Source organism: Microbacterium sp. RG1 (genome assembly GCF_005347485.1).
In the GTDB taxonomy this organism is placed as follows: Bacteria; Actinomycetota; Actinomycetes; order Actinomycetales; family Microbacteriaceae; genus Microbacterium; species Microbacterium binotii_A.
Map to the genome: position 1 here is coordinate 372,346 of NZ_CP034121.1, position 21,491 is coordinate 393,836.

General features: G+C 70.1%; 18 protein-coding genes. 15 read left to right on the forward strand and 3 right to left on the reverse strand.

Annotation, left to right across the window (positions count from 1 at the left end; genetic code table 11):
- The first annotated feature begins 8 nt into the window (after positions 1-8).
- Genes EHF32_RS01685 through EHF32_RS01705 form a run of 5 tightly spaced genes read left to right on the forward strand, consistent with a single transcriptional unit; the run spans position 9 to position 3,397 of the window.
- The gene (locus tag EHF32_RS01685; RefSeq protein ID WP_137416512.1) at positions 9-680 is read left to right on the forward strand and encodes a uridine kinase; all 672 of its coding nucleotides are present in this window, start codon (positions 9-11) and stop codon (positions 678-680) included.
- The gene (truB, locus tag EHF32_RS01690) at positions 680-1,588 is read left to right on the forward strand and encodes a tRNA pseudouridine(55) synthase TruB (RefSeq protein ID WP_137416513.1); all 909 of its coding nucleotides are present in this window, start codon (positions 680-682) and stop codon (positions 1,586-1,588) included. Before EHF32_RS01685 ends, truB begins: the two co-directional genes overlap by 1 nt.
- The gene (locus tag EHF32_RS01695; RefSeq protein WP_137416514.1) at positions 1,585-1,953 is read left to right on the forward strand and encodes a hypothetical protein; all 369 of its coding nucleotides are present in this window, start codon (positions 1,585-1,587) and stop codon (positions 1,951-1,953) included. Before truB ends, EHF32_RS01695 begins: the two co-directional genes overlap by 4 nt.
- Positions 1,954-1,991: 38 nt before the next feature.
- The gene (locus EHF32_RS01700) at positions 1,992-2,444 is read left to right on the forward strand and encodes a hypothetical protein (RefSeq protein ID WP_137416515.1); all 453 of its coding nucleotides are present in this window, start codon (positions 1,992-1,994) and stop codon (positions 2,442-2,444) included.
- Positions 2,441-3,397, forward strand: a complete 957-nt coding sequence (locus EHF32_RS01705; protein WP_137416516.1) for a bifunctional riboflavin kinase/FAD synthetase — start codon at positions 2,441-2,443, stop codon at positions 3,395-3,397. Before EHF32_RS01700 ends, EHF32_RS01705 begins: the two co-directional genes overlap by 4 nt.
- Here the strand turns inward: EHF32_RS01705 and EHF32_RS01710 are convergent.
- Positions 3,366-4,757, reverse strand: coding sequence for an MFS transporter (locus EHF32_RS01710; RefSeq protein WP_137416517.1), 1,392 nt, complete (start codon positions 4,755-4,757; stop codon positions 3,366-3,368). The two genes, EHF32_RS01705 and EHF32_RS01710, sit on opposite strands and share 32 nt — an antisense overlap.
- A 94-nt stretch (positions 4,758-4,851) precedes the next feature.
- Between EHF32_RS01710 and EHF32_RS01715 the strand changes: the two genes are divergently transcribed.
- From EHF32_RS01715 to EHF32_RS01735, 5 genes are all read left to right on the forward strand, one after another.
- The gene (locus EHF32_RS01715; protein WP_137416518.1) at positions 4,852-7,080 is read left to right on the forward strand and encodes a heavy metal translocating P-type ATPase; all 2,229 of its coding nucleotides are present in this window, start codon (positions 4,852-4,854) and stop codon (positions 7,078-7,080) included.
- Between the two features lie 72 nt (positions 7,081-7,152).
- The gene (locus tag EHF32_RS01720; RefSeq protein ID WP_137416519.1) at positions 7,153-7,770 is read left to right on the forward strand and encodes a hypothetical protein; all 618 of its coding nucleotides are present in this window, start codon (positions 7,153-7,155) and stop codon (positions 7,768-7,770) included.
- A 165-nt stretch (positions 7,771-7,935) separates the two neighbouring features.
- Positions 7,936-10,083 (forward strand): DEAD/DEAH box helicase, encoded by a 2,148-nt coding sequence (locus EHF32_RS01725; protein ID WP_137416520.1) that lies wholly within the window; start codon positions 7,936-7,938, stop codon positions 10,081-10,083.
- A gap of 118 nt (positions 10,084-10,201) precedes the next feature.
- Positions 10,202-11,230, forward strand: a complete 1,029-nt coding sequence (locus tag EHF32_RS01730; RefSeq protein ID WP_137416521.1) for a 6-phosphofructokinase — start codon at positions 10,202-10,204, stop codon at positions 11,228-11,230.
- 184 nt (positions 11,231-11,414) lie between these two features.
- The gene (locus EHF32_RS01735) at positions 11,415-12,251 is read left to right on the forward strand and encodes an endonuclease domain-containing protein (protein WP_137416522.1); all 837 of its coding nucleotides are present in this window, start codon (positions 11,415-11,417) and stop codon (positions 12,249-12,251) included.
- Positions 12,252-12,368: 117 nt separating this feature from the next.
- Here the strand turns inward: EHF32_RS01735 and EHF32_RS01740 are convergent, their stop codons facing one another.
- Together EHF32_RS01740 and EHF32_RS01745 are read right to left on the reverse strand one after the other, a co-directional pair.
- Complete coding sequence (locus tag EHF32_RS01740) at positions 12,369-14,471, reverse strand: S9 family peptidase (RefSeq protein ID WP_238343764.1); 2,103 nt, start codon at positions 14,469-14,471, stop codon at positions 12,369-12,371.
- Between the two features lie 47 nt (positions 14,472-14,518).
- Positions 14,519-16,009 (reverse strand): GMC oxidoreductase, encoded by a 1,491-nt coding sequence (locus EHF32_RS01745; protein WP_137416523.1) that lies wholly within the window; start codon positions 16,007-16,009, stop codon positions 14,519-14,521.
- Positions 16,010-16,255: 246 nt separating this feature from the next.
- On the opposite strand from EHF32_RS01745, the gene EHF32_RS01750 reads away from it, so the two are divergent.
- The 5 genes from EHF32_RS01750 to EHF32_RS01770 are packed head-to-tail and all read left to right on the forward strand — an operon-like array spanning position 16,256 to position 21,460.
- Complete coding sequence (locus tag EHF32_RS01750) at positions 16,256-17,560, forward strand: extracellular solute-binding protein (protein WP_161594047.1); 1,305 nt, start codon at positions 16,256-16,258, stop codon at positions 17,558-17,560.
- A 13-nt stretch (positions 17,561-17,573) separates the two neighbouring features.
- Positions 17,574-18,530, forward strand: a complete 957-nt coding sequence (locus tag EHF32_RS01755; RefSeq protein WP_137416525.1) for a carbohydrate ABC transporter permease — start codon at positions 17,574-17,576, stop codon at positions 18,528-18,530.
- Positions 18,530-19,354, forward strand: a complete 825-nt coding sequence (locus tag EHF32_RS01760) for a carbohydrate ABC transporter permease (RefSeq protein WP_137416526.1) — start codon at positions 18,530-18,532, stop codon at positions 19,352-19,354. The genes EHF32_RS01755 and EHF32_RS01760 overlap by 1 nt, the downstream gene beginning before the upstream one ends.
- Before the next feature lie 31 nt (positions 19,355-19,385).
- Complete coding sequence (locus EHF32_RS01765; RefSeq protein WP_137416527.1) at positions 19,386-20,336, forward strand: sugar phosphate isomerase/epimerase family protein; 951 nt, start codon at positions 19,386-19,388, stop codon at positions 20,334-20,336.
- Positions 20,333-21,460, forward strand: coding sequence for a Gfo/Idh/MocA family protein (locus tag EHF32_RS01770; RefSeq protein WP_137416528.1), 1,128 nt, complete (start codon positions 20,333-20,335; stop codon positions 21,458-21,460). The genes EHF32_RS01765 and EHF32_RS01770 overlap by 4 nt, the downstream gene beginning before the upstream one ends.
- Positions 21,461-21,491 lie beyond the last annotated feature (31 nt).

Below are 21,491 nucleotides of genomic sequence, written 5' to 3' on the forward strand. Positions count from 1 at the left end.
CTGGAGACATGCGCCCACCGATCTCGCAAGAACAGGAATCGCTGCTCGGGGAGCTGCGCGCGGAGCTGCGTCAGCACCACCGTCGGGGTCGGCTGCTGGTCGCGGTGGACGGTCGGGACGGCGCGGGCAAGACCCTCTTCGCCGACGCTCTCGCGGATGCCCTGCGCGACGACGGCTCGACGGTGTTCCGTGCATCCGCGGACGACTTCCACCGCCCGCGCGCCGAGCGCTACGCGCGGGGCCGTACGTCCGCGGAAGGTCACTACCGCGACTCCTACGACACCGAGGCGCTGCTCGAGCGGCTGCTGCGGCCGTTCCGCGCGGGCGCACCCTTCGTGAGGGCCACGCACGACCTCGGGGAGGATCGCGCCGTCGCCCCCGAGGCCGAGACGGCGCCCGCCGATGCGATCCTCGTCGTCGACGGCCTCTTCCTTCTGCGCCCGGAGCTCCGCGACGTCTGGAACTGGTCGGTGTGGCTCGATGCGCCCCTCGATGTGGCGTTCGGGCGCATGGCGGAACGCGACGGCAGCGACTCCGACCCGCTTGCCGCCTCGAATGCGCGCTATCGCGCAGGCTTCGACCTATACCTCCAGGACGGCGACCCGCGTGGCCGCGCGAGCGTGATCCTCGACAATACCGACCCGCGGCATCCGGTACGCGTCTTCCGGGACTTCTGCTGATGGCCGGTGAGGCGGCGGCGCCCACCGGCGTGCTCCTGGTCGACAAGCCCGGTGGGCTGACGAGCCATGACGTGGTCTCTCGCACCCGTCGTGCGCTGAACACGCGCAAGGTGGGCCACGCGGGCACCCTCGATCCGATGGCCACCGGGCTTCTCGTCTTGGGCATCGGTGCCGCGACGCGACTGCTCACCTACGTCGTCGGGCTGGATAAGACGTACGAGACCACCATCCTGCTCGGATCGAGCACGGATACCGATGACGCCGATGGCACGGTGACGAGTCGTGCTGACGAGTCGACGCTCGCGGCCGTGACGGACGAGGAGATCCGTGCGGGCATCGCCGATCTCACGGGAGACATCGAGCAGGTGCCGAGCACGGTGTCGGCCATCAAAGTCGCGGGGAGACGCGCCTACGACCTCGCGCGGGCGGGCGAGGAGGTCGTGCTCGCCTCACGTGCGGTGACCGTCTCGCGTTTCGAGGTGCTCGCCATCCGTCGTACCGGAGCGGCGATCGAGCTGGATGCGGTGGTCGACTGCTCCAGCGGCACCTACATCCGCGCGCTGGCGCGTGATCTGGGAACCGCCCTCACCGTCGGCGGGCACCTGACGGCACTGCGGCGGACCCGCATCGGCTCGTTCGATGTCGCAGCCGCCGTCGACCTCGAGCACATCGATGCCGACGCCCTGCTGCAGCCCGCAGCCGCAGCGGCGCTGGCGCTGCCCACGCTCGCCGTCAGCGACGACGAGGCGCGCGATCTGCGCCACGGCAAGCGCCTCACCGGGGCCGCCTCGAGAGTCGCCGCCACTCCGGCGGCGGCGATCGGTCCCGATGGCGCCTTGATCGGTGTGCTGCAGCGTCGAGGAGCCGATCTCAAGAGCACGATGAACATGCCGGAGGCGCACGCATGATCCTCTGGTTCACGCTGGCGCAGGTCGCCGTCGCCGGCCTCGCCGCGCTCGTGTGCGTCATCCTGGGGCTGGCGGGTCGGCGCCCGAGCGATGTCAGCGTCGGAGCGCTCGCTCTGGTGGAGCTCCTGTTGATCGCGCAGGTCGTTGTGGCGATCGTGGCGCCGTTCGCGGGTAACCCCATCTCCGGCAGCACGCTGGAGTTCTGGGTGTACCTCGTCTCGGCGGCGCTGCTTCCACCGGCGGGGGTCTTCTGGGCGCTGCTCGAACGCAGCCGGTGGAGCACCGTCGTGATGGGCGTGGCCGCGGCGTCCGTGGCGGTGATGGTCTGGCGGATGCAGGTGATCTGGAGCGGGATCGGCGCCTGAGCCGGGCGCCCCGCGCCTCGATCTAGGATTGTCAGGTCATGGCACCCGCGAACCGCCCCCGCATCACCGGCCTCGGCCGCGTGCTGGTCGCGGTGTACGCCGTGCTAGCCCTCGCCGCGACGGGCCGATCGCTCGTGCAGATCGTGGAGCGCTTCGATGCGGCGCCGCTGGCGTTCACGCTGTCGGCGATCTCCGCGGCGGTCTACATCCTCGCGACGGCGGCCCTCATCTTCTCGCACTCACGCATCTGGTACGCGGTCGCGTGGGTCGCGATCGTCTTCGAGATGATCGGGGTGCTGGTCGTCGGATCCGTCAGCCTGTTCCGGCACGATCTGTTCCCGGAGGAGACGGTCTGGAGCTGGTTCGGCTCGGGCTACGTCTTCGTGCCGCTGATCCTTCCCTTCGTCGGTGTCTGGTGGCTGTTCACCCACCGGCCCGGTCACGCGGTGGATGCGCCCGCTCCTGCTCGCGTCGAGAGGTCTGTCTGGTGATCGTCTTCCACGGACCCCATGAGGTCCCCGCGGGCTTCGGCCCGTCCGTCGTCGCGATCGGCAAGTTCGACGGCGTCCACGCGGGGCATCGCGTCCTCCTCGAGCGGGCGAAGGTCGAGGCGGCGGCGCGCGGTGCGAAGGTCGTCGCCGTGACCTTCGACCGCAACCCGCTCGCCCTGCTGCGGCCGGATCGCTGTCCGGAGAACCTCGTCGGCGTCACGCAGAAGCTCCGGCTCCTCGCCGAGACCGGCATCGACGCGGCGATGGTGCTCACCTTCGACGTCGCGCTGGCGGAGCTGGAGCCGCGGGAGTTCGTCCGAGGCGTCCTCGTGGAGCCGCTCGACACCTGCGCGGTCCTCGTCGGCAACGACTTCCGGTTCGGCCGTGGGGGAGCGGGAGACCCCGGGATGCTGGAACGGCTCGGCGAGGAGTTCGGTTTCAGCGTGGGGGTCGTCGACGACGTCAGCGCGATCGACGGCGGTCGCCGCGTGTCGTCCACGTGGGTCCGGGAGCTGCTGGCCTCCGGTGATGTCGAGGGGGCCGCGAAGCTGCTGGGTCGTCCCGCATCCGTGCGCGGCGAGGTCGTGCACGGCCTCAAGAGGGGACGGGAGATGGGGTTCCCGACCGCGAACCTCAGCCCGTCGCTGGAAGGATTCGTGCCCGCCGACGGCGTCTACGCCGGATGGCTCGTCGATGAGGCGACGGGACTGCGCTCGGGGACGCGTTATCCCGCAGCGATCTCCGTGGGGACGAACCCCACGTTCGACGACGTGCCGACGCGCCAGGTGGAAGCGCACGTGCTCGACGAGCAGGGGATCGATCTCTACGGTCACGAGGTCGACGTGCAGTTCGTGCAGCGCGTGCGAGGGATGGTGGCGTTCGAGGGGATCGAGGCGCTGATCGACCAGATGAACGACGACGTCACGCAGGTGCGTCGGATGCTCGGCGCGTAGCCGAGTCCGTCCCGCCTCGGATCCCGAGCGCGGACGCGACGGCGCCGACGAGCATGAGCGCGGCGACGAAGAGCATCGCCGTGTGGAGACCCGTCAGATCCAGCGCGTCGCCGACGAGCACCCCGATGGCCGCGACGGCGAGGAGCCCCGCCACTCGTGCGACGGCGTTGTTGACTGCGGAAGCGATGCCGGAGCGCTCGGAGGTCACAGAGCCCAGCACGGCGGCGGTGAGCGGCGCGACGGTGAGCGTCAGACCGATCCCGAAGAGCACCATGCCCGGCAGCACCTGCGTGACGTAGTCGAAGGGCTGGCCGACGCTCAGCAGCAGCAGGGAGCCCGCCGCCATCACCGCGGGGCCGATCGTCATGAACCACCGGGGGCCGAGCTTGCCTGCCCAGGCTCCGGCACGTGAGCTGAATGCGATCATCAGGAGCGTCGGAGGCAGGGACGCGAGCCCCGCGACGGTCGCGGAGAGGCCGGCCGTCTGCTGGAGGTAGATGGTGAGCACGAGTCCGTTGAGTGAAAGACCTGCGTAGACGAAGAACGTCGTGAGGTTGCCGGCCCAGAAGTTGCGTGCCCGGAACAACGACAGCGGCATGACGGGGGACGGCGCGACGCGCTGCCGCCAGATGAATCCGGCAAGCAGGAGGAGCCCGCCGATCGCGCCCGCCCACACCCAGGGCGAGTCCGCCCCCAGCCGCGGCTGCTCGATGAGGGCGAATACCAGTGCCCCCAGACCCGCCGTGCTGAGCACGGCGCCCAGCGCATCGATCCGCGCACCGGGCGTGCGCAGCTCCGGGATGCGGGTGAGCAGCACGAGTGTGGGCAGGACGGGCAGAACGGTCACCGCGAAGACCCAGCGCCAGGAGAGGAGATCGACGAGCAGGCCGCCGGCGAGAGGGCCGATGAGGGTGGCGACCGTGGTCGCCCCCGTCCAGATGCCGATCGCGCGGGAGCGCTCCGCACCGTCGAAGCGCGCGGTCAGCAACGCGAGCGAACTGGGAACGAGGAGCGCGCCGCCGACACCCTGCACCGCTCTGAGAGCGATGAGCCAACCGGCGCTGGGGACGAAGGCGAGAGCAAGCGACGCCGAGCCGAAGATCACGAGTCCGATGCGCAGGATCCGCACCCGGCCGAAGGCGTCGCTCAAGGAGCCGGCGACGAGGATGAAGGCCCCGAGCGTCACGAGGTACGCATCCACCACCCACTGCTGCGTGGCCAGGCCGCCGCCGAGCTCGTGTGCGATGGCGGGCAGGGCCACATTGACGATCGTGCCGTCGAGGAAGGACACGAACGAGGCGAGGACCGCGACGCCGATGACGACGGCGGCGCTCGCCGGGCTGCTCGGACGGGTCGCCATGCTGCACACGCTACGCCCTTCGTCGGACACGGTGCACCGACCACGGAATACCCTAGGGGGGTATATCGTTGCGCAGGACGAGGAGGATGTCATCATGCAGGAGCACGACGGAACCACCCGCGAGGCGGTCCTGGACATCGACGGCATGACCTGCGCCAGTTGCGTCGCGCGCGTCGAGAAGCGGCTGGGGGCGGTCGACGGCGTTGCTGCCTCGGTCAACCTCGCCACCGAAACCGCGCACGTGAGCTATCCCGCCGACCTGCCGGAGGAGAAGCTCGTGCAGGCGGTCGCTCAGGCCGGCTACACCGCCCGCATCCGACCGGTGCACACGCACGGCGACCATGAAGGGGGGCACGTGCACGAGGTGGAGGATGCACCCGGTGCCGCCACGCTGCGCACGCGCCTGATCGTCAGCGTCGCCCTCGCGATCCCCGTCGTCGCGCTCGGGATGGTTCCGGCGTGGCAGTTCCCCGGATGGCAGTGGCTGTCGCTCGTGCTCACGACTCCCGTGGTGCTGTGGGGAGGGTGGCCATTCCACCGCGCGACGTTCGTGAACCTCCGCCACGGCGCGCTGACGATGGACACGCTCATCACGATGGGCACCTTCGCCGCCTTCGGATGGAGCCTGTGGGCACTCCTGTTCGGATCCGCCGGACGCTGGGGCATCCGCCACGAGGTGGTCCTGATCGGTCCGGTGCACGACGCCACGTCGCTCGTCTACTTCGAGGTGGCCGCCGCCGTGACGGTCTTCCTGCTGATCGGCCGCTACATCGAGCAGCGGTCACGCCGCGCGGCCGGTGCGGCGCTTCGCGCACTCGGAGAGCTGACCGTGCCCGAGGTCGAGCTCGCCGACGGGCGCACCGTGCCGCTGGAGGCACTGCGTCCGGGAGACGTCTTCCTGACGCGCCCCGGTGGAACGCTGGCCACAGACGGCACCGTCGTCGACGGGCGGGCGGATGTGGACGAGAGCATGCTCACCGGCGAGGCGGCGCCGGTGTCCGTCGTGCCCGGATCCTCCGTCACGGGCGGCACGATCGTGCACGGCGGCGCGCTGAGCGTGCGCGCGGATGCGATCGGTGCTGACACACGCCTGGCCCGCATCGCTCAGCTCGTCGAGAACGCGCAGATGGGCAAGAGTCGCGTCCAGCGGCTGGCGGACCGGATCTCGGCCGTCTTCGTGCCGATCGTCATCGGGCTCGCGGTGCTGACCCTCATCGGCTGGATGCTGGCGGGCGGATCGGTCGCCGAGGGATTCGTCGCGGCAGTGGCCGTGCTCATCATCGCGTGCCCCTGCGCCCTCGGCCTCGCCACGCCCGTGGCGATCCTCGTCGGTACCGGCCGCGGTGCGCAGCTCGGCATCCTCGTGACCGGTCCCGATGCCCTCGAGAACGCGCAGCGTGTCGACACGGTCGTGCTCGACAAGACAGGAACGGTCACCACGGGGCAGATGCGCGTGCGCCGTGCGTTCGTCGCGTCCGGTGTCGACGAGGCGCGGGCGCGTCGCGTCGCCGGCGCCCTCGAAGCCGGCTCGGAGCACCCTGTCGCCCGCGCGCTCGCGGTCGCGGACGCCCCCGCCGTCGTCGACTTCGCGGCCGTCCCCGGACGCGGCGTGGTCGGCGACGTCGAGGGTGTCCGTGCGTTCGCGGGGAACGCCGCACTCGCCGCGGATGAGGGAGCCCGTCTCCCGGCCGAGCTCTCCGTCGCGCTCGAGGACGGCACCGGAACCCATGTCGTCGTGGGCTGGGCCGACGGTGACGGGCACATGCACGCCGCTGCCGTCTTCGAGCTCGAGGATGCCGTCCGCGAGGATGCGGCCGAGGCGGTCGCCGAGCTCTCCGAGCGGGGCGTGCGTGTGCTCCTGCTCACCGGCGACGCCGAGCCCGTGGCACGTCGGGTCGCTGCGGAGGTCGGAATCGGTGAGGTGCGTGCGCAGGCCACTCCCGAAGACAAGCTCGCGGTCGTCACGCAGCTGCGTGCGGAGGGGCGCCGGGTCGCCATGGTCGGTGACGGTGTGAATGACGCAGCTGCGCTCGCCGCATCCGATCTCGGGATCGCGATGGGGGCGGGGACGGACGCCGCCCGGCATGCCGGCGACATCACGCTGACAGGGTCACGGCTCACTCAGGTGGTGACGGCTCTGTCGCTCAGCCGTCGGGTGATGTCGGTCATCCGCGGCAACCTGTTCTGGGCCTTCGCGTACAACGTCGCCGCCCTGCCGCTGGCCGCCTCAGGCCTGCTGAACCCGATGATCGCCGGCGCCGCGATGGCCTTCTCGAGCCTGTTCGTCGTGCTCAACAGTCTCCGTCTGCGCCGGGCCGGCTGACGACGGCGCGGCTGCGGGGCAGGCCGGGATGCTCCGTCTAGTGTCGAAGCTGTCCCACTCCCGGAGGTTGTCGTGATCCGCAAGTCCCGTCCTCTCGGCGCCGCCCTCGGTCTGTGCGCCGTCGTCCTGGCGCTGACCGCGTGTGTGCCCGAACCGTCGGAGACGACGTCTCCGTCCGGCTCCCCGGTGCCCTCCGAATCGTCCACCCCGAGCCCGTCGTCGCCGTCATCCTCTCCGTCGTCGTCGCCTTCGTCGACCCCCCGCCCCCAGACGCAGGAGATCCAGCTGCCGGCCTCGTGCGATGCGCTCTACTCGTCCGCGATGCGCAGCCGTCTCGACGCTGAGCTCGCGCCGCTCAACGGCGGCGGCGTCTCCCTCGCCGCCACCCAGGTGGAATCCCTGCGGGGCCTGATCGACTCGGGTGTGCCGACCCTGCGTTGCACGTGGGGCACGGGAGCGGGCTCCGCCCTCGCGACGAGCGTGACGATCGTGGATCCGGCCGATGCGCCGCGCATCCAAGACATGCTGGCAGGGGCCGGCTTCGTGTGCGCCGACAATTCCGGCGGCATCCTGTGCTCGAACGGCAATGAAGCGGACTTCCTCCGCGGCAACGGCTGGGTCGCCACGTCCTGGAGCGGGAACGCGCCGGACGGGTACACGGAAGACGTCGTCGCCACACTCTGGGGCTGACACTGCGCCGCACCGCGGGATGCTCTAAACTGTCACCGTCGGCCCGGATCCCTGCATCCACGTCAGGCCCAGTCGACTCTCTCGCGTACGAGCCGGCACCGAGCCGCCCGCGAGACTCGAAACACCGGTCGACGGTCCTTTGCGGACCCGACGCTCAGGAGGAGCATGCCGACCACGGCACCGGCGGCGCAACGCCGTAGAAAGTCCTCGTCCGCCAAGCGCGACGACGAGGCCCCCGTCATCCCGATCCTCGCGCGCAAGGTGCGCGAGGTCGAGGCGAAGGCCCAGCGTGGCAAGCTGGGCCCCACCAATCGCGTCAAGTTCCAGGTGATCGCCTTCCTGGTGCGCGAGGAACGTGCGCGTGTGAAGTCCGACACGACGCTCACCGATGCGTCGCGCGCCGAGCTGCTCAAGCGTCTCGACGGCGTGGCGACCATCCTCGCCAAGACCGCGGCGCGCGACACGTCCCTCATCCAGCTGCTCGAAGTCGACCAGGCGACCTCGCCGGTCGCGAAGCGGATGCGGCGCGACTGGCTGCTGGAATCCGGTGCCGAGCTCGCTCCCGACGAGCTGATCATCACGGATGCCGCACCGGCGGCGCCCGTTGCGGTGATTCCGGCCGCCGCAGCATCCCGGCAGGTCGTGCCGCCGCAGGTCGAGGCGCGTCAGATGGCGAACCCGTTCCTGGCCCCCGATCTCACCCCGCGCTCCACCGGCAGCACGCCGCGTCGTCGGCTGGACGACTGGGAGCTCATGGGCCCGCTCTACAAGGCGTTCGAGACCGGTGCCGGCGGGGGAGCGGCGTCCATGGACCTGCCGCCCGTCCCGGAGTTCGACCGCCTGTCGCCCAAGGGCCTCGAGGTCATGGCGCACCAGTCGCGCTTCCTCGAGGCGGTTCGCGAGGGGCACCGGAGCTTCCTGCTCGCCGACGAGCCCGGCCTCGGCAAGACGGCCCAGTCGGTGCTGGCCGCATCCGTCGCGAACGCATATCCGTTGCTGGTCGTCGTGCCCAACGTCGTCAAGATGAACTGGGCCCGCGAGGTGCACCGGTGGACGCCGCAGCGGCGCGCCACCGTCATCCAGGGCGACGGCGAGAACATCGACGCGTTCGCCGATGTCTTCATCGTCAACTACGAGGTCCTCGACCGTCATCTGTCCTGGCTCAGCACGATCGGTCTGGGCGGCATGGTCGTCGATGAGGCGCACTTCATCAAGAACCTCACCTCGCAGCGATCCCGGAACGTGCTGGCGCTGGCCGGCCGCATCCGTGAGGCGCGACGCGACCCGCTCATGCTGGCGCTGACCGGCACGCCGCTGATCAACGACGTCGAGGACTTCGACGCGATCTGGCGCTTCCTGGGCTGGACGAACGGCGAGAAGCCCGGTCCCGAGCTCATGGCGAAGCTCGATGAGACCGGACTGACGCCCGCCGACAAAGCCTTCTACCCGCAGGCGCGCAGCGCGGTCATCTCCATGGGCATCGTCCGTCGGCGCAAGACCGACGTGGCCGCGGATCTTCCCGACAAGCTCGTCGCCGACCTGCCCGTCGAACTGGACGACGAGTACGGCCGCTCTATCCGCCACGCCGAGCGTGAGCTGGGTGAGCGTCTGGCAGCGCGGTACCGCCGGATCATCGAAGCCCGTGGCGAGCGCGGCCTGGCGATCGGCGAGATCGACGAAGACATCGTCCGCCTGGTCGCGCAGCACGAGCTCGACGAGTCCAAGGCCGCCGCATCCGGCAGCGAGAACGTGTTCACGATGGTGCGCCGCATCGGCCAGGCCAAGGCACTGCTCGCTGCCGACTACACCGTGCAGCTGCAGCGCTCCGTCGGCAAGGTCGTCTTCTTCGCGAAGCACATCGACGTCATGGATGCGGCCGAGGCCCACTTCGCCGCGGCCGGCCTCAAGTCGGTCTCGCTGCGCGGTGACCAGACGGCGATCGCGCGTCAGGCGGCCATCGATGCGTTCAACTCCGACCCGGAGGTCGCTGTCGCGGTGTGCTCCCTGACCGCCGCCGGGGTCGGCGTCAACCTGCAGGCAGCCTCCAACGTCGTGCTGGCCGAGCTGAGCTGGACTGCGGCCGAGCAGACGCAGGCGATCGACCGCGTGCACCGCATCGGCCAGGACGAGCCGGTCACGGCGTGGCGCATCATCGCCGCGCACACGATCGACACCAAGATCGCGGAGCTCATCGACGCCAAGCAGGGCCTTTCCCTTCGCGCGCTCGACGGCCACGCGGTCGAGCCCGGTTCGAGCGACTCGGTGCAGCTGTCGGCGCTCATGCATCTGACGAGGTCCGCGCTCGGCGGCTGACCCGCATCCATATGCACGGCCCCGGGTGTGCGCCCGGGGGCTCCGGGGCGATAGTGTCGGTGAGGCAGCGTCGCCCCATTCCCCGGAGCACCATCACCCGGAAAGCAGGGACTCCAGCATGAAGATCGGTATTCTCACCAGCGGCGGCGATTGCCCCGGACTGAACGCGGTCATCCGCGGTGTCGTGCTCAAGGGCACCACGACCTACGACCTCGAGTTCGTCGGCATCCGTGACGGATGGCGCGGCGTGGTCGACGGCGACTTCTTCCCGTTGACGCGGCACGAGGTCAAGGGCCTGTCGAAGGTGGGAGGCACGATCCTCGGCACCAGCCGCACCAACCCCTACGAGGGTCCCCGCGGCGGCGCCGAGAACATCGCGAAGACGCTGTACGGGCACCGGATCGACGGCATCATCGCGATCGGCGGCGAAGGCACACTGGCAGCCGCCAACCGTCTCGCGAACGACGGCATCAACGTGCTCGGCGTCCCGAAGACGATCGACAACGACCTGCGGGCGACCGACTACTCGTTCGGCTTCGACACGGCTGTCAACATCGCCACCGACGCCATGGACCGCCTGCGCACCACCGGCGACTCGCACCAGCGCTGCATGGTCGCCGAGGTCATGGGGCGCCACGTGGGCTGGATCGCCCTGCACGCGGGTATCGCCGCGGGCGCGCACGTGATCTGCATCCCCGAGGTCCCGATGTCGATCGATGAGATCGTCGACCAGGTCAGCCGCGCACACGACCGTGGCCGCGCGCCGCTGGTCGTCGTCTCCGAGGGCTTCAAGCTCACGGGTATGGACGAGGCCTTCAGTGACAAGGGCCTCGACGCCTTCAACCGCCCGCGTCTCGGCGGCATCAGCGAGGTCCTCGCCCCCGAGATCGAGCGCATCACCGGTATCGAGACCCGTGCGACGGTGCTCGGCCACATCCAGCGCGGTGGGTCGCCCTCCGCCTTCGACCGCGTGCTCGCGACCCGCCTGGGCCTGCACGCCGCCGACGCGATCGTCGACGGCGCATGGGGTCAGATGGTCGCCATGCGCGGAACCGACATCGTGCGTGTGCCGTTCGCGGAAGCGCTCGGCGAGCTGAACACGGTTCCTCAGTACCGCTACGAAGAGGCCGCCGCGCTCTTCGGCTGAGTCGCCGCTCGCCCCTTCACCAGGAGATCTCCGTCCCGCAGGACGATCCGCTCCGGATCATCCTGTCGGGCGGAGATCTCCTGCGTGAGGGGCGTCGCCTCCTCACGGTTCAGGCCCCGGCGTGTCGCCCCCGGTGCGGGGTGGATGAGCTGCCGGGATGCGGCGGAGACCGCATCCTCGGGCTATGCCGAACACGACCGAGCTCATCGCCCACGTCGATCGCTGCGGCGGTGCCGCGGTGGTGACATCGCTCTTCGCCGAGGGCTTCACCCGGCACGAGGTGCGCGCCGCGCTGGCGACAGGAGCATTGGAGCGACCGCGACGCGGGTGGGTGGTGACGGGCGGTGCCGACCCGGCGCTCCGCAGGGCTGTCGCCGTCGGCGGGCGGATCACCTGCGTCTCGGCGGCCGAGCGGCTCGGACTGTGGGTGCGCGAGCACGACGAGCTCCACCTCTCCGTCGCGGCGAACGCGTCCCGCTTCGATCGTGACGGACTCCGTGTCCACTGGGGTGCGGCGCCGATGCCCACCGCCGCGGACGCCGTGCTGGATCCGATCGTGAACGTTCTCTTCCACGTCGCGGCATGCCTGGTCCGGTGGGAGGCGCTGGCGATCTGGGAATCAGCGCTGCGTCGAGGCCTCGTCGATGATGCGGTTCTCGCGCGCATCGAATGGGGTGCGGTCGCGGCGCGCGAGATGGCTGCGCTGGCAGGATATCTCTCCGACTCCGGCATCGAGACCCGCTTCATCGAACTCATGCGTCGGTTGGCCGTCGATGTCCAGCAGCAGGTGTGGTTGGACGGCCATCCCGTCGACGGACTCATCGGGCGACGACTCGTCGTGCAGATCGACGGGTTCGCCCACCACCAGGCGAGTGACCGGCGTCGGGACCTCGCTGCGGATGCCCGTCTCGCGCTCCGCGGCTACACCGTGCTGCGCTTCGACTACTACCAGCTCTTGTTCCAGGCGGACCAGGTGATCGACACGGTCGCGATGGCGATAGCGCAGGGACTGCACCGCTGAAGAGGTCGCCCCAACAGGAGATATCCCTCCATCAGGATGATCGGCGCGGGATCTTCCTGACGGAGGGATACCTCCTGACGGGCGGCGCTGGGCGGTGATGGGTGGGGCTGGGCGGGGTCAGGCGAGGCCGAGGACGTCCAGCATCCAGGCCTGTTCGTACGCGCGCTCGCGCCACGCGTTGTAGCGTCCGCTCACACCGCCGTGGCCGGCCACCATCTCGCACTTGAGCAGCGCATCGGCGCCGACCTCGCGCAGCCGCGCCACCCACTTCGCGGGCTCCACGTACAGCACGCGGGTGTCGTTGAACGAGGTGACGGCAAGGATGCGGGGATACGCCACGCCCTCGCGCACGTTCTCGTACGGCGAGTACGTCTTCATGTAGGCGTACACCTCGGGGTCGTGCAGGGGGTCGCCCCACTCGTCCCACTCGATGACCGTGAGCGGAAGCGAGGGGTCGAGGATCGTCGTCAGGGCGTCCACGAACGGCACGTCGGCGAGGATACCGGCGAACAGCTCGGGTGCGAGGTTCGCGACGGCGCCCATCAGCAGCCCGCCGGCCGAACCGCCCTCGGCGACGAGGAGATCGGGCGAGGTGTAGCCGTGATCGATCAGGTGCAGGGCGCAGTCGACGAAGTCGGTGAACGTGTTGCGCTTGGCCAGCAGCTTGCCGTTCTCGTACCACTCCCGGCCCATCTCGCCACCGCCGCGCACGTGGGCGACCGCGAAGATCACCCCGCGATCGAGCTCCGACAGGCGCGCGACCGAGAACGCCGGCTCGATGGAGTGCTCGTAGGAGCCGTAGCCGTAGAGGTGCACCGGGCGAGGCGCCGCTCCCGCATCCCCGAACGACCGCTTCCACACCAGCGAGACCGGGACCTCGGCGCCGTCCTGGGCGGTGGCCCACACGCGAGCCTGGGCGTAGTCGGCGCTGTCGTAGCCGCCGAGTACCGGCTGCTGCTTGCGCACGATGCGCTCGCCGCTGGCGGGGTCGTAGTCGAAGACCGTCGACGGCGTCACGAACGAGCCGTAGCCCAGACGGATGAGGGGAGGGGCCCACTCGGGGTTGCCGGCTGTCCCGACGGAGTAGAGCGGCTCCTCGAACTCGAGCTCGGCCACCGCGCCGTCGGCGTAGTCCAGCATGCCGAGTCGCGCGAGTCCCTCGCGCCGGTACGCGAGCACGGCCCAGTCGCGGAAGGTGGACAGGCCCAGAAGTCGGCGGCCGCCCTGGTGCTCTACGACGACGTCGCGCGCGCCCTGCGGATCGGATGCGGACACCCGCACGAGCTCGAAGTCCACCGCCTGGTCGTTGTGCAGGATGTACAGCACATCCTCGCCGTCGACCACGACGTGGTCGCTGTCGTACTCCACGCCTTCCCGGCGCGGCCAGACCACGCGGGGCTCGCCGCGGAGATCGTCCGCCGGAAGCAGCCATTCCTCGGAGGTGATGGAGGAGCCGACGCCGATGACCAGGAAGCGGTCGCTGCGGGTGAAGCCGGCGCCGACCCAGAAACGGTCGTCGTTCTCGTGGAAGAGAAGGGCGTCGTCGGTGACCGGGGTCCCCAGCTCGTGGAGCCAGACCTTGTCGGGCCGCCACGCGTCGTCGACCGTCGAGTAGACGATGAAGCGACCGTCGGGGGACAGCGAGGCGCCCGCGAACGTGCCCTCGATGACGTCGGGCAGCGTCGCGCCCGTCTCCAGGTCGCGCACGCGCAACGTGTATCGCTCGTCTCCTGACGTGTCGACGCCGTACAGCAGCAGCCGGCCGTCCGTGGAGACCTCGAAGGTGCCGAGGGAGAAGAACTCCTCCCCGTCCGCCTCCGCGTTGCCGTCGAGCAGCACCTGTTCGCCGTCGAGGGAGCCTTCGGGGACCGGCGGCGTCCAGTCGTCGGGAGAGGCGAGCGGTGCGCGACAGTGGATGCCGTACTGCTTGCCCTCCTCGGTGCGGGAGAAGTACCACCACCGGCCGCGACGGGTGGGCACGGACAGGTCGGTCTCGAGCGTGCGTCCCTTGATCTCCTGGAAGATCTGCTCGCGCAGGCCCGCGAGGTGCGCGGTACGTGCGTCGGTGTAGGCATTCTCGGCCTCGATGTGCGCCACGACATTCGCGTCGTCCTTGTCGCGGAGCCACTCGTACGGGTCGTCGAACACGTCACCGTGGTGCGAGCGGGAACGGACCTTTCGGGCGGCGTGCGGGGGAGCGGGGATGGCGGAGTCGGTCACTGTTCCACGCTAGTCGGATGCGGGACGCTCGTGCCCCGACGAAGGGCTCAGCCTTCGAGTCGGCGCACGATCGCGCGCGCCGCGCGGACGGCCGTGACGGTACCGGCCGCCGTGATGTTGGCTGCGACCGACCCCGGCAGGACACCGTTACCGGCGACGAAGAGGCCCTCGGTGCCCCAGACGGCGCCGTCGCGGTCCACGACACCCGTGCCGTCATCCGTCTCGCTCATGCGCACCGTCCCCGAGTAGTGCAGGGAGGAGCCGGGTGGCAGTAGGAGCGTGTTGCCGACGGCGTCCGCTCCCGCGACCGCCTCGAACGCCACCCGCTGCTCCCGGGTCGCGCGTTCGATGAGTGCCAGATCGGTGTCGCTGTAGTCGTAATGGATGCGGGCGCGCGGCATGCCGAGTGCGTCCGTCTCCGTTTCGGAGAACTCGATGCGTGATGTCTCCCTGACCTCGGTGGGGACGTAGACGCTGATGCCGACGGCCATGGCCACGGCTTCCTGGAGGTCCTCGGAGAACAGCGGTCCCACGCTGATCTGCCAGTGGAACGGCTGCGCGTCGTCGCTGTGCGGAAGCCAGAGCGAGTCCGTCATCCACTCGCCCTCGCCGAGCGGCGGCACCTCGTCTACGCCGAGGTGGTGCGGCTCGGCGAAGACCCTCCCGGTGATGAACGCGTGTTCGTTGAGATACCGACCGAGAGCCTGGGGGCGCACCCCCGAGGCGAACAGGAGCTGCGGACTGCGCAGGGCGTCCGCGGCGACGACGACGTGGTCCGCGCGGAGCTTGCGGCGCTCGCCCGTGCGCAGATCCTCGACCTCGAGTCCCAGGGCGCGCTGTCCGTCGAGGAGGATGCGCCGCGCGAGGGTGCCCGAGAGCAGAGTGACGGTCTCCGACGACCCGTCGAGCTCCGGGAGGATGACCCCGGGGTCGGTCCGCCGACGCTCGACCCCGTCGGCCCGGAAGACGCCCATGGGCATGATCTGCGGCCCGCGTCCGGAGGCGCTGACGTCGCCGAACGCCCGCGTGAGCGCTTCCAGGACGGCGGCACCGGCGGGCGTGGGCCCGAAGCGGTCGGAACGGATCCGAAGAATGCTGCGCACGCGTTCGTAGTCGGCCTCCCACTCGGATGCGATCGCCGCCGGGATCTCGTGACCCCACGGCGTGGGGCACGCGGCGGTCCAGTGGGATCCCATCCCGCCGACGTTCCACGCGCTTGCGGCTGCGGGCATCTCGGTCGCGTCGTGTCCGAGCGCGGCGAAGTCGTACAGTCCGAACGCGGATGCGCTGCGGGCATCGAAGGCGCCTGCCGTCGCGGCGCCGACGTACATGGACTGCACGCCGGCCGCGACGTGGGCGTGGTAGGCGTCTCGTGTTCCCGCATCCGTCGAATCGTGGAGGTGGCGTGCGGGGGCGCCCTCCCCGGCGGGCCCGGCCTCCACGATCGTGATCCGCGTCCCGGGGCGCAGGCGGCCCACTTCGGCGGCAACCGCGGCACCCATGATGCCGCTGCCCACGATGAGTACGTCCGCGTCCACGGGTCCTCCAGATATGTCGATGATCGATATAAGACGACTATTGCGAACCAAAAGACGTCCGATGCGTGGAGAAAGTTTCGCGCTCGTAACGAATTCTTGTCGGCTGTGACGCCGATGTTAATTCTGTCAACATCGGTCGGATCGGCTTCCGAGGTGCCCATAGCCTGGCCGCGGCTCGGCATCTGCCGCCGGCGCCCCACCCGCTCCACGGGCGCACCCACCCGCATCCCGAAAGGCCGTACCACCATGTCTGCACTGCCTTCACGTCCACTCCGGCGCACGCTCCTCGTCTCAGGTGTCGCCCTCACCGCCGCCGTCGTCCTCGCCGGGTGCGGTCGGGCGTCCGGCGATTCCGAGGCGGCCGCCGACACGGTCGTCGGGGACGACGCCGCGACCGGCACCGTCGAGTTCTGGGCGGCCGGCGCGGAGGGGGAGGCGCTGCCCGCCTTCTTCGAGGAGTTCGAGAAGGAGAATCCCGACGTCACCGTCAACGTGACCTCGATCCCCGAGTCGGAGTTCGCCACGAAGGTGTCCGCGGCCGTCGCGGCGGGCAACGTCCCCGACGCGACGTTCCTGCTGTCGCAGTCGCAGGCGAGCATGCTCGCCACCGACGCGTTCGCCACGGTCCCCGACGGCCTCGTCGACGGCGGCGCCTTCTTCGACAACATGTGGGATGCCGCCCAGTACGACGGCGCCGCACACGCCGTGCCCTGGTACACCTACGCCCAGGCGTTCTATTACCGCAAGGACCTTGCGGATGCCGCCGGCGTCGAGGCGCCCGCGACGTGGGACGACTACCCGGCGTTCGCCGAGGCGATGCAGGCGCAGGGAGTGAAGTTCCCGATCGGCCTCTCGGTGGAGTGGAACGAGTACACCGCGCAGCAGTTCAACGACTTCAGCATCCAGGCCGGCGGATCGCTGATCTCCGACGACCACACCGAATGGACCATCGACACGCCGGAGAACCTCGCGGCGCTGGAGACCTTCACGAACCTGATCCTCGACGGGTACGCATCGCCGGACGGCCCGACGTTCCTCGACACCGTGCCGTGGTTCACGTCGGGGCAGATCGGGGCCTACGTCAACGGACCGTGGTTCCCGTCCTGGCTCGACGAGGCGAACGGGGAGGGCTGGTCGAGCGAGAACCTGGGCGTCGCGCTGAACGCCGCCGGCCCCGGCGGCAGCACCTCGGCGATCGGAGGCGGAAGCCTCGCCGTCTTCGAGGACGCCAAGAACGCGGATGCGGCGTGGAAGCTCGTGCGCTGGATGTCGCAGCCCGAGACCCAGGTCGCCTGGTACGAGCGCTTCGGCAACCTGCCCGCCGTCGAGGCGGCATGGGACGAGCCGGTGATCGCCGACGACCCGTTCCTGACCGTCATCAAGGAGGCCATCCCGATGGCGAGCGCGGTTCCTGCCGTCCCGGGCTGGCTCGAGGTCTCCGCGATGCTGGGGTCCGAGATGGAGCGCGCCGCGCGGGGGCAGGCCACGCCCGCCGACGTGCTCGCCGCCGCGCAGGCCAAGGCCGACGCGATCGGCACCGGGGTCGAGTGAGCGCCGGACGACCATGACGAGTTCCACACTCACCCGCGGGGAGACGCGCACGAGCCGTCTCCCCGCGGGGGGCGCCCGGCCGCGCGGCCGTCGCGGCGCGCGGCCGCGGCAGAGCCTCGTCGCCTGGATCTTCCTGCTGCCGACGCTCATCGTCGTCGGTCTGTTCACGGTGGTCCCGGGGCTGTTCGCGCTGGCGTTCAGCTTCACCGACATCGGACTGCGCGACATCCGAGACCCCCTCCAGGTCGAGGTCGTCGGCGCCGAGAACTTCACGGCGCTGCTCGCCAACCCGGACTTCCTGCGCTCGATCGGCAACACGGTCCTCTTCGTCGTGATCGGCGTCCCGCTCACGATCGGCATCGGGCTCGCCCTCGCGATCCTGCTGGGCAGCGGCATCCGGCGTCTGCGCCCGGTGTTCCGGGCAGCCATCTACCTCCCGGTCATCGCCAACATCGTCGCCGCATCCGTGATCTGGAAGTACGCCCTCACCTACGAGGGCCCGGTCAACGAGGCGCTGGCCGCGATCGGCATCGCGGGGCCCAACTGGCTCGGGGACCCGGCGTGGGGTGTCACCTCGGTGATCCTGCTCACCGTCTGGCGCAACGTGGGGACGGCGATGGTGCTGTTCCTCGCGGGACTCCAGGCTGTGCCGGAAGAGGTCTACGAGGCCGCCGCGATCGACGGCGCGGGTCCCTGGCGACGGATCGTGCACATGACGCTGCCGCTGCTGCGTCCGACGACGCTACTGGTGACGGTGCTCATCACCGTCATGTACATGAACATCTTCGAGGAGCCCTACCTGCTCACCGGCGGCGGCCCCTTGGACTCGACGAGATCGATCTCCCTCTGGGTATATCAGCAGTTCGGCTACGGGAACATCGCCGCCTCCATGGCGGGCTCCTTCGTGCTGATCCTGCTGGTGGCCGTGGTGAGTGTCGTGCAGTTCCGGATGCTGAGGCCCAAACACTGATGCGTACCTCCCGACTGGGCAGCGCGCTGCTCTACCTGTTCATCACCGTCGTGTGCGTGGCGATGCTGATCCCGTTCGTCCTGGTGTTCTTCGGCGCATTCAAGACGCAGGGCGAGTTCACCGCCAACCCGGGCGCGTGGCTCCCGGAGTCCTTCGGCAACCTCGCCAACTTCACGACCCTCTTCGAGCGTGGCTTCGGCCGGTACTTCCTCAATGGCGTCATCGTGTCCGCGCTCGTCGTCGCCGGCAATCTCGTGTTCAGCTCGCTGGCCGGATACACGCTCGCCAAGCTGCATTTCCGCGGTCGCGGGTTCGTCTTCGCGCTGGTCCTGGCCACCATGATGGTTCCGATCGTCGCGATCTTCGTGCCGCAGTTCATGGTGGCCGTCCAGCTCGGGCTCGTCGACACGCTGTTCGGAATCGCGCTTCCCATGCTCGTCCTGCCGATCGCCGTGTTCGTGGTCCGCCAGTTCGCGCACTCCATCCCGGAGGATCTCATGGAGGCCGCGAGGCTCGACGGAGCGGGCGAGCTGCGCATCTTCGGGCAGATCTTCCTCCCGCTGCTCGCACCGGCGCTCGCGACGGTGAGCGTGCTCACCTTCCTCGCATCGTGGAACGCCTTCATCTGGCCCCTGGTCATGGCGCAGTCGCAGAGCACCTACACCCTTCCCGTCGGCCTCGCCGTCGCCGCGCAGGCCAACCGGACGACCGAGTTCGGCGTGCTCCTGGCGGGCGCGGTGGTGGTGCTGCTCCCCGTCCTCATCCTGTTCCTGTTCCTGCAGAAGTACTTCGTGCAGGGCATCGCCGCCACCGGTCTCAAATGAGCTCGCGCTCCCTGCTTCGAAAGGTTCCCGCATGACGATCCGTCGCTCACAGGTCGCCCTCAACCCCATTCAGTGGACCAACCTCCCGCCCGACCCCGCCGTGCCCGGAAGCACGGGGCGCTGGCGTTACGGCGAGCCGTCGTTCGTGGCGGACTACCCGGAGGTGCTCGCCGCCGTGGCGGCATCCGGGTTCGACGCCACGATGATGGAGGTCCTGGACACGCAGACCCTCCAGAGCTACGCGGCGATGATCGAACGCGCGGGCCTGCGCGTCGCGCCGGGCTACGCCTCCATCGGGCTGCCCGAGGACGAGGGGTTGGAGATCGCACCCGGCAGCGCCGAGTGGGCGCGCTGGTTCAACCCCGTGCGCCGCAAGGCCGAGGAGTCGCTCTACTTCGGCCTGGACACGGTCTTCCTCGCGCCGATGGTCGATTACCGGCTGCCGCGCTGGTCGGAGCGCGCGGCCGTCGGGTACCTCGCCGATCGCGACCGACTGCTGCGCCAGGTCGACATGCTCGCGGAGGCGGGCCGCATCCTGCGTGCGGAGGGTGTCCGCGCCGGGCTGCACAACCACGTCGGTACCTGGGTCGAGACCGAGGAGGAGATCGAGACGGTGCTCGCCGAGGTCGACCCGGAGGTGCTCGGCGCGTCGTTCGACCTGGGCCACCTGGCGTGGGCGGGCATCGACCCGGTGGCGATGGTCGCGCGTCACCGCGACCGCGTGATCGATCTGCACATCAAGGACCACTCCGCAGCCCTCGTGGCCGAGAACAGGGCGAACCCGGGTCCCTACGAGCGCGTCGCCTCGCAGCCGTTCTTCCTCGAGCCCGGCAGCGGCGACATCGACATCCCCGGAGTGCTGGCGCAGCTCGGCGACGACTTCGACGGGTGGCTGGTCATCGAGGTCGACCAGTTGCACGGCGACCCGGATGCGAGCGCGCGTCGCAGTCGCGGGTGGGTCGAGCAGACGTTCGCCGCGTGAACGCACTGCGCGTCGCGATCATCGGGACCGGGATGATCGCGGAGGTCCATGCGCGCGCCGTCCGCATGGTCGGGGGTCGGCTGACTGGTGTTCTCGGCTCCCGCCCGGAGCGCGGCGCGCAGGCGGCCCAGCGATGGGGAGGTCGAGGCTATCTCGATCTCGAGGAGCTGCTGGCCGATGTCCCGGACGTCGTGCACGTGTGCACCCCCAACGCCACCCATGCGCCCTACGTGCGGGCGCTTCTGGCGGCCGGTGTCGCGGTGGTGTGCGAGAAGCCGTTGGGGCTCGACGGGGCCGAAGCGCACGAGTTGGCCGACCTCGCCCGCCGAGCGGGGGTCGTCGCGACCGTCCCGTTCGTGTACCGCTACCACCCTCTCGTGCGCGAGATCCGCTCCCGCGTGGCGCGGGGCGGGTTGGGTCGGGTCCTGCTCATGCACGGCACCTATCTGCAGGACTGGATGCTGGACGCCCACACCGCGAACTGGCGCGTCGACCCCGCGCTCGGCGGCGGATCGCGCGCCTTCGCGGACATCGGTTCGCACTGGTGCGATCTGGTCGAGTTCGTCAGCGGGGAACGGTTCGAGGCCGCATCCGCGCAGTTCTCGCTCGCCCACCCCGAGCGTCCCATCGGCAGCGATCACGCCTTCGGCGGCGGCGTCGCGACGGCCGAGCGGCCGATCGCGCCGGTCGAGACCGAGGATGCGGCGATCGTCGCGTTGCGCACGCGGTCGGGTGTTCCCGCGAGCGTCGTCGTGTCGCAAGTGTCCGCGGGGCGCAAGAACCGGCTGTGGTTCGAGATCGACGGCACCTCGGCCAGCGCCGTCTTCGACCAGGAGGCGCCCGAGACGGTGTGGTTCGGCACGACGAACGGGGCGAGCGTCCTGCGGCGCGCCGAGGCGGAACCCTCGCCGGAACAGGCCCGCCTGAACGCGTTCCCCGCCGGACACGCGCAGGGATGGGGCGATGCGTTCGCGGCGTTCGTCGCAGACACCTACGCCGCTGTGCGCGGTGAGGCGCCGGACGGTCTTCCCACGTTCGATGACGGCGCACGCGCCGCCGACATCGTCGACGCGGTGCGGGCGTCGGCGCTCTCCGCCTCGTGGGAGGCCGTCGCCGCATCCTGACGGCGTACGCGCGACGATCGGACGGAACGTA

Excerpts from the sequence above, each read along its gene's own strand:
- EHF32_RS01765 (WP_137416527.1), top strand. The coding sequence starts at position 19,386 with ATGACGATCCGTCGCTCACAGGTCGCCCTCAACCCCATTCAGTGGACC.
- EHF32_RS01685 (WP_137416512.1), top strand. The coding sequence starts at position 9 with ATGCGCCCACCGATCTCGCAAGAACAGGAATCGCTGCTCGGGGAGCTG.
- EHF32_RS01725 (WP_137416520.1), top strand. The coding sequence starts at position 7,936 with ATGCCGACCACGGCACCGGCGGCGCAACGCCGTAGAAAGTCCTCGTCC.
- EHF32_RS01695 (WP_137416514.1), top strand. The coding sequence starts at position 1,585 with ATGATCCTCTGGTTCACGCTGGCGCAGGTCGCCGTCGCCGGCCTCGCC.
- truB (WP_137416513.1), top strand. The coding sequence starts at position 680 with ATGGCCGGTGAGGCGGCGGCGCCCACCGGCGTGCTCCTGGTCGACAAG.
- EHF32_RS01760 (WP_137416526.1), top strand. The coding sequence starts at position 18,530 with ATGCGTACCTCCCGACTGGGCAGCGCGCTGCTCTACCTGTTCATCACC.
- EHF32_RS01715 (WP_137416518.1), top strand. The coding sequence starts at position 4,852 with ATGCAGGAGCACGACGGAACCACCCGCGAGGCGGTCCTGGACATCGAC.
- EHF32_RS01750 (WP_161594047.1), top strand. The coding sequence starts at position 16,256 with ATGTCTGCACTGCCTTCACGTCCACTCCGGCGCACGCTCCTCGTCTCA.
- EHF32_RS01735 (WP_137416522.1), top strand. The coding sequence starts at position 11,415 with ATGCCGAACACGACCGAGCTCATCGCCCACGTCGATCGCTGCGGCGGT.
- EHF32_RS01755 (WP_137416525.1), top strand. The coding sequence starts at position 17,574 with ATGACGAGTTCCACACTCACCCGCGGGGAGACGCGCACGAGCCGTCTC.
- EHF32_RS01710 (WP_137416517.1), bottom strand. The coding sequence starts at position 4,757 with ATGGCGACCCGTCCGAGCAGCCCGGCGAGCGCCGCCGTCGTCATCGGC.
- EHF32_RS01730 (WP_137416521.1), top strand. The coding sequence starts at position 10,202 with ATGAAGATCGGTATTCTCACCAGCGGCGGCGATTGCCCCGGACTGAAC.
- EHF32_RS01700 (WP_137416515.1), top strand. The coding sequence starts at position 1,992 with ATGGCACCCGCGAACCGCCCCCGCATCACCGGCCTCGGCCGCGTGCTG.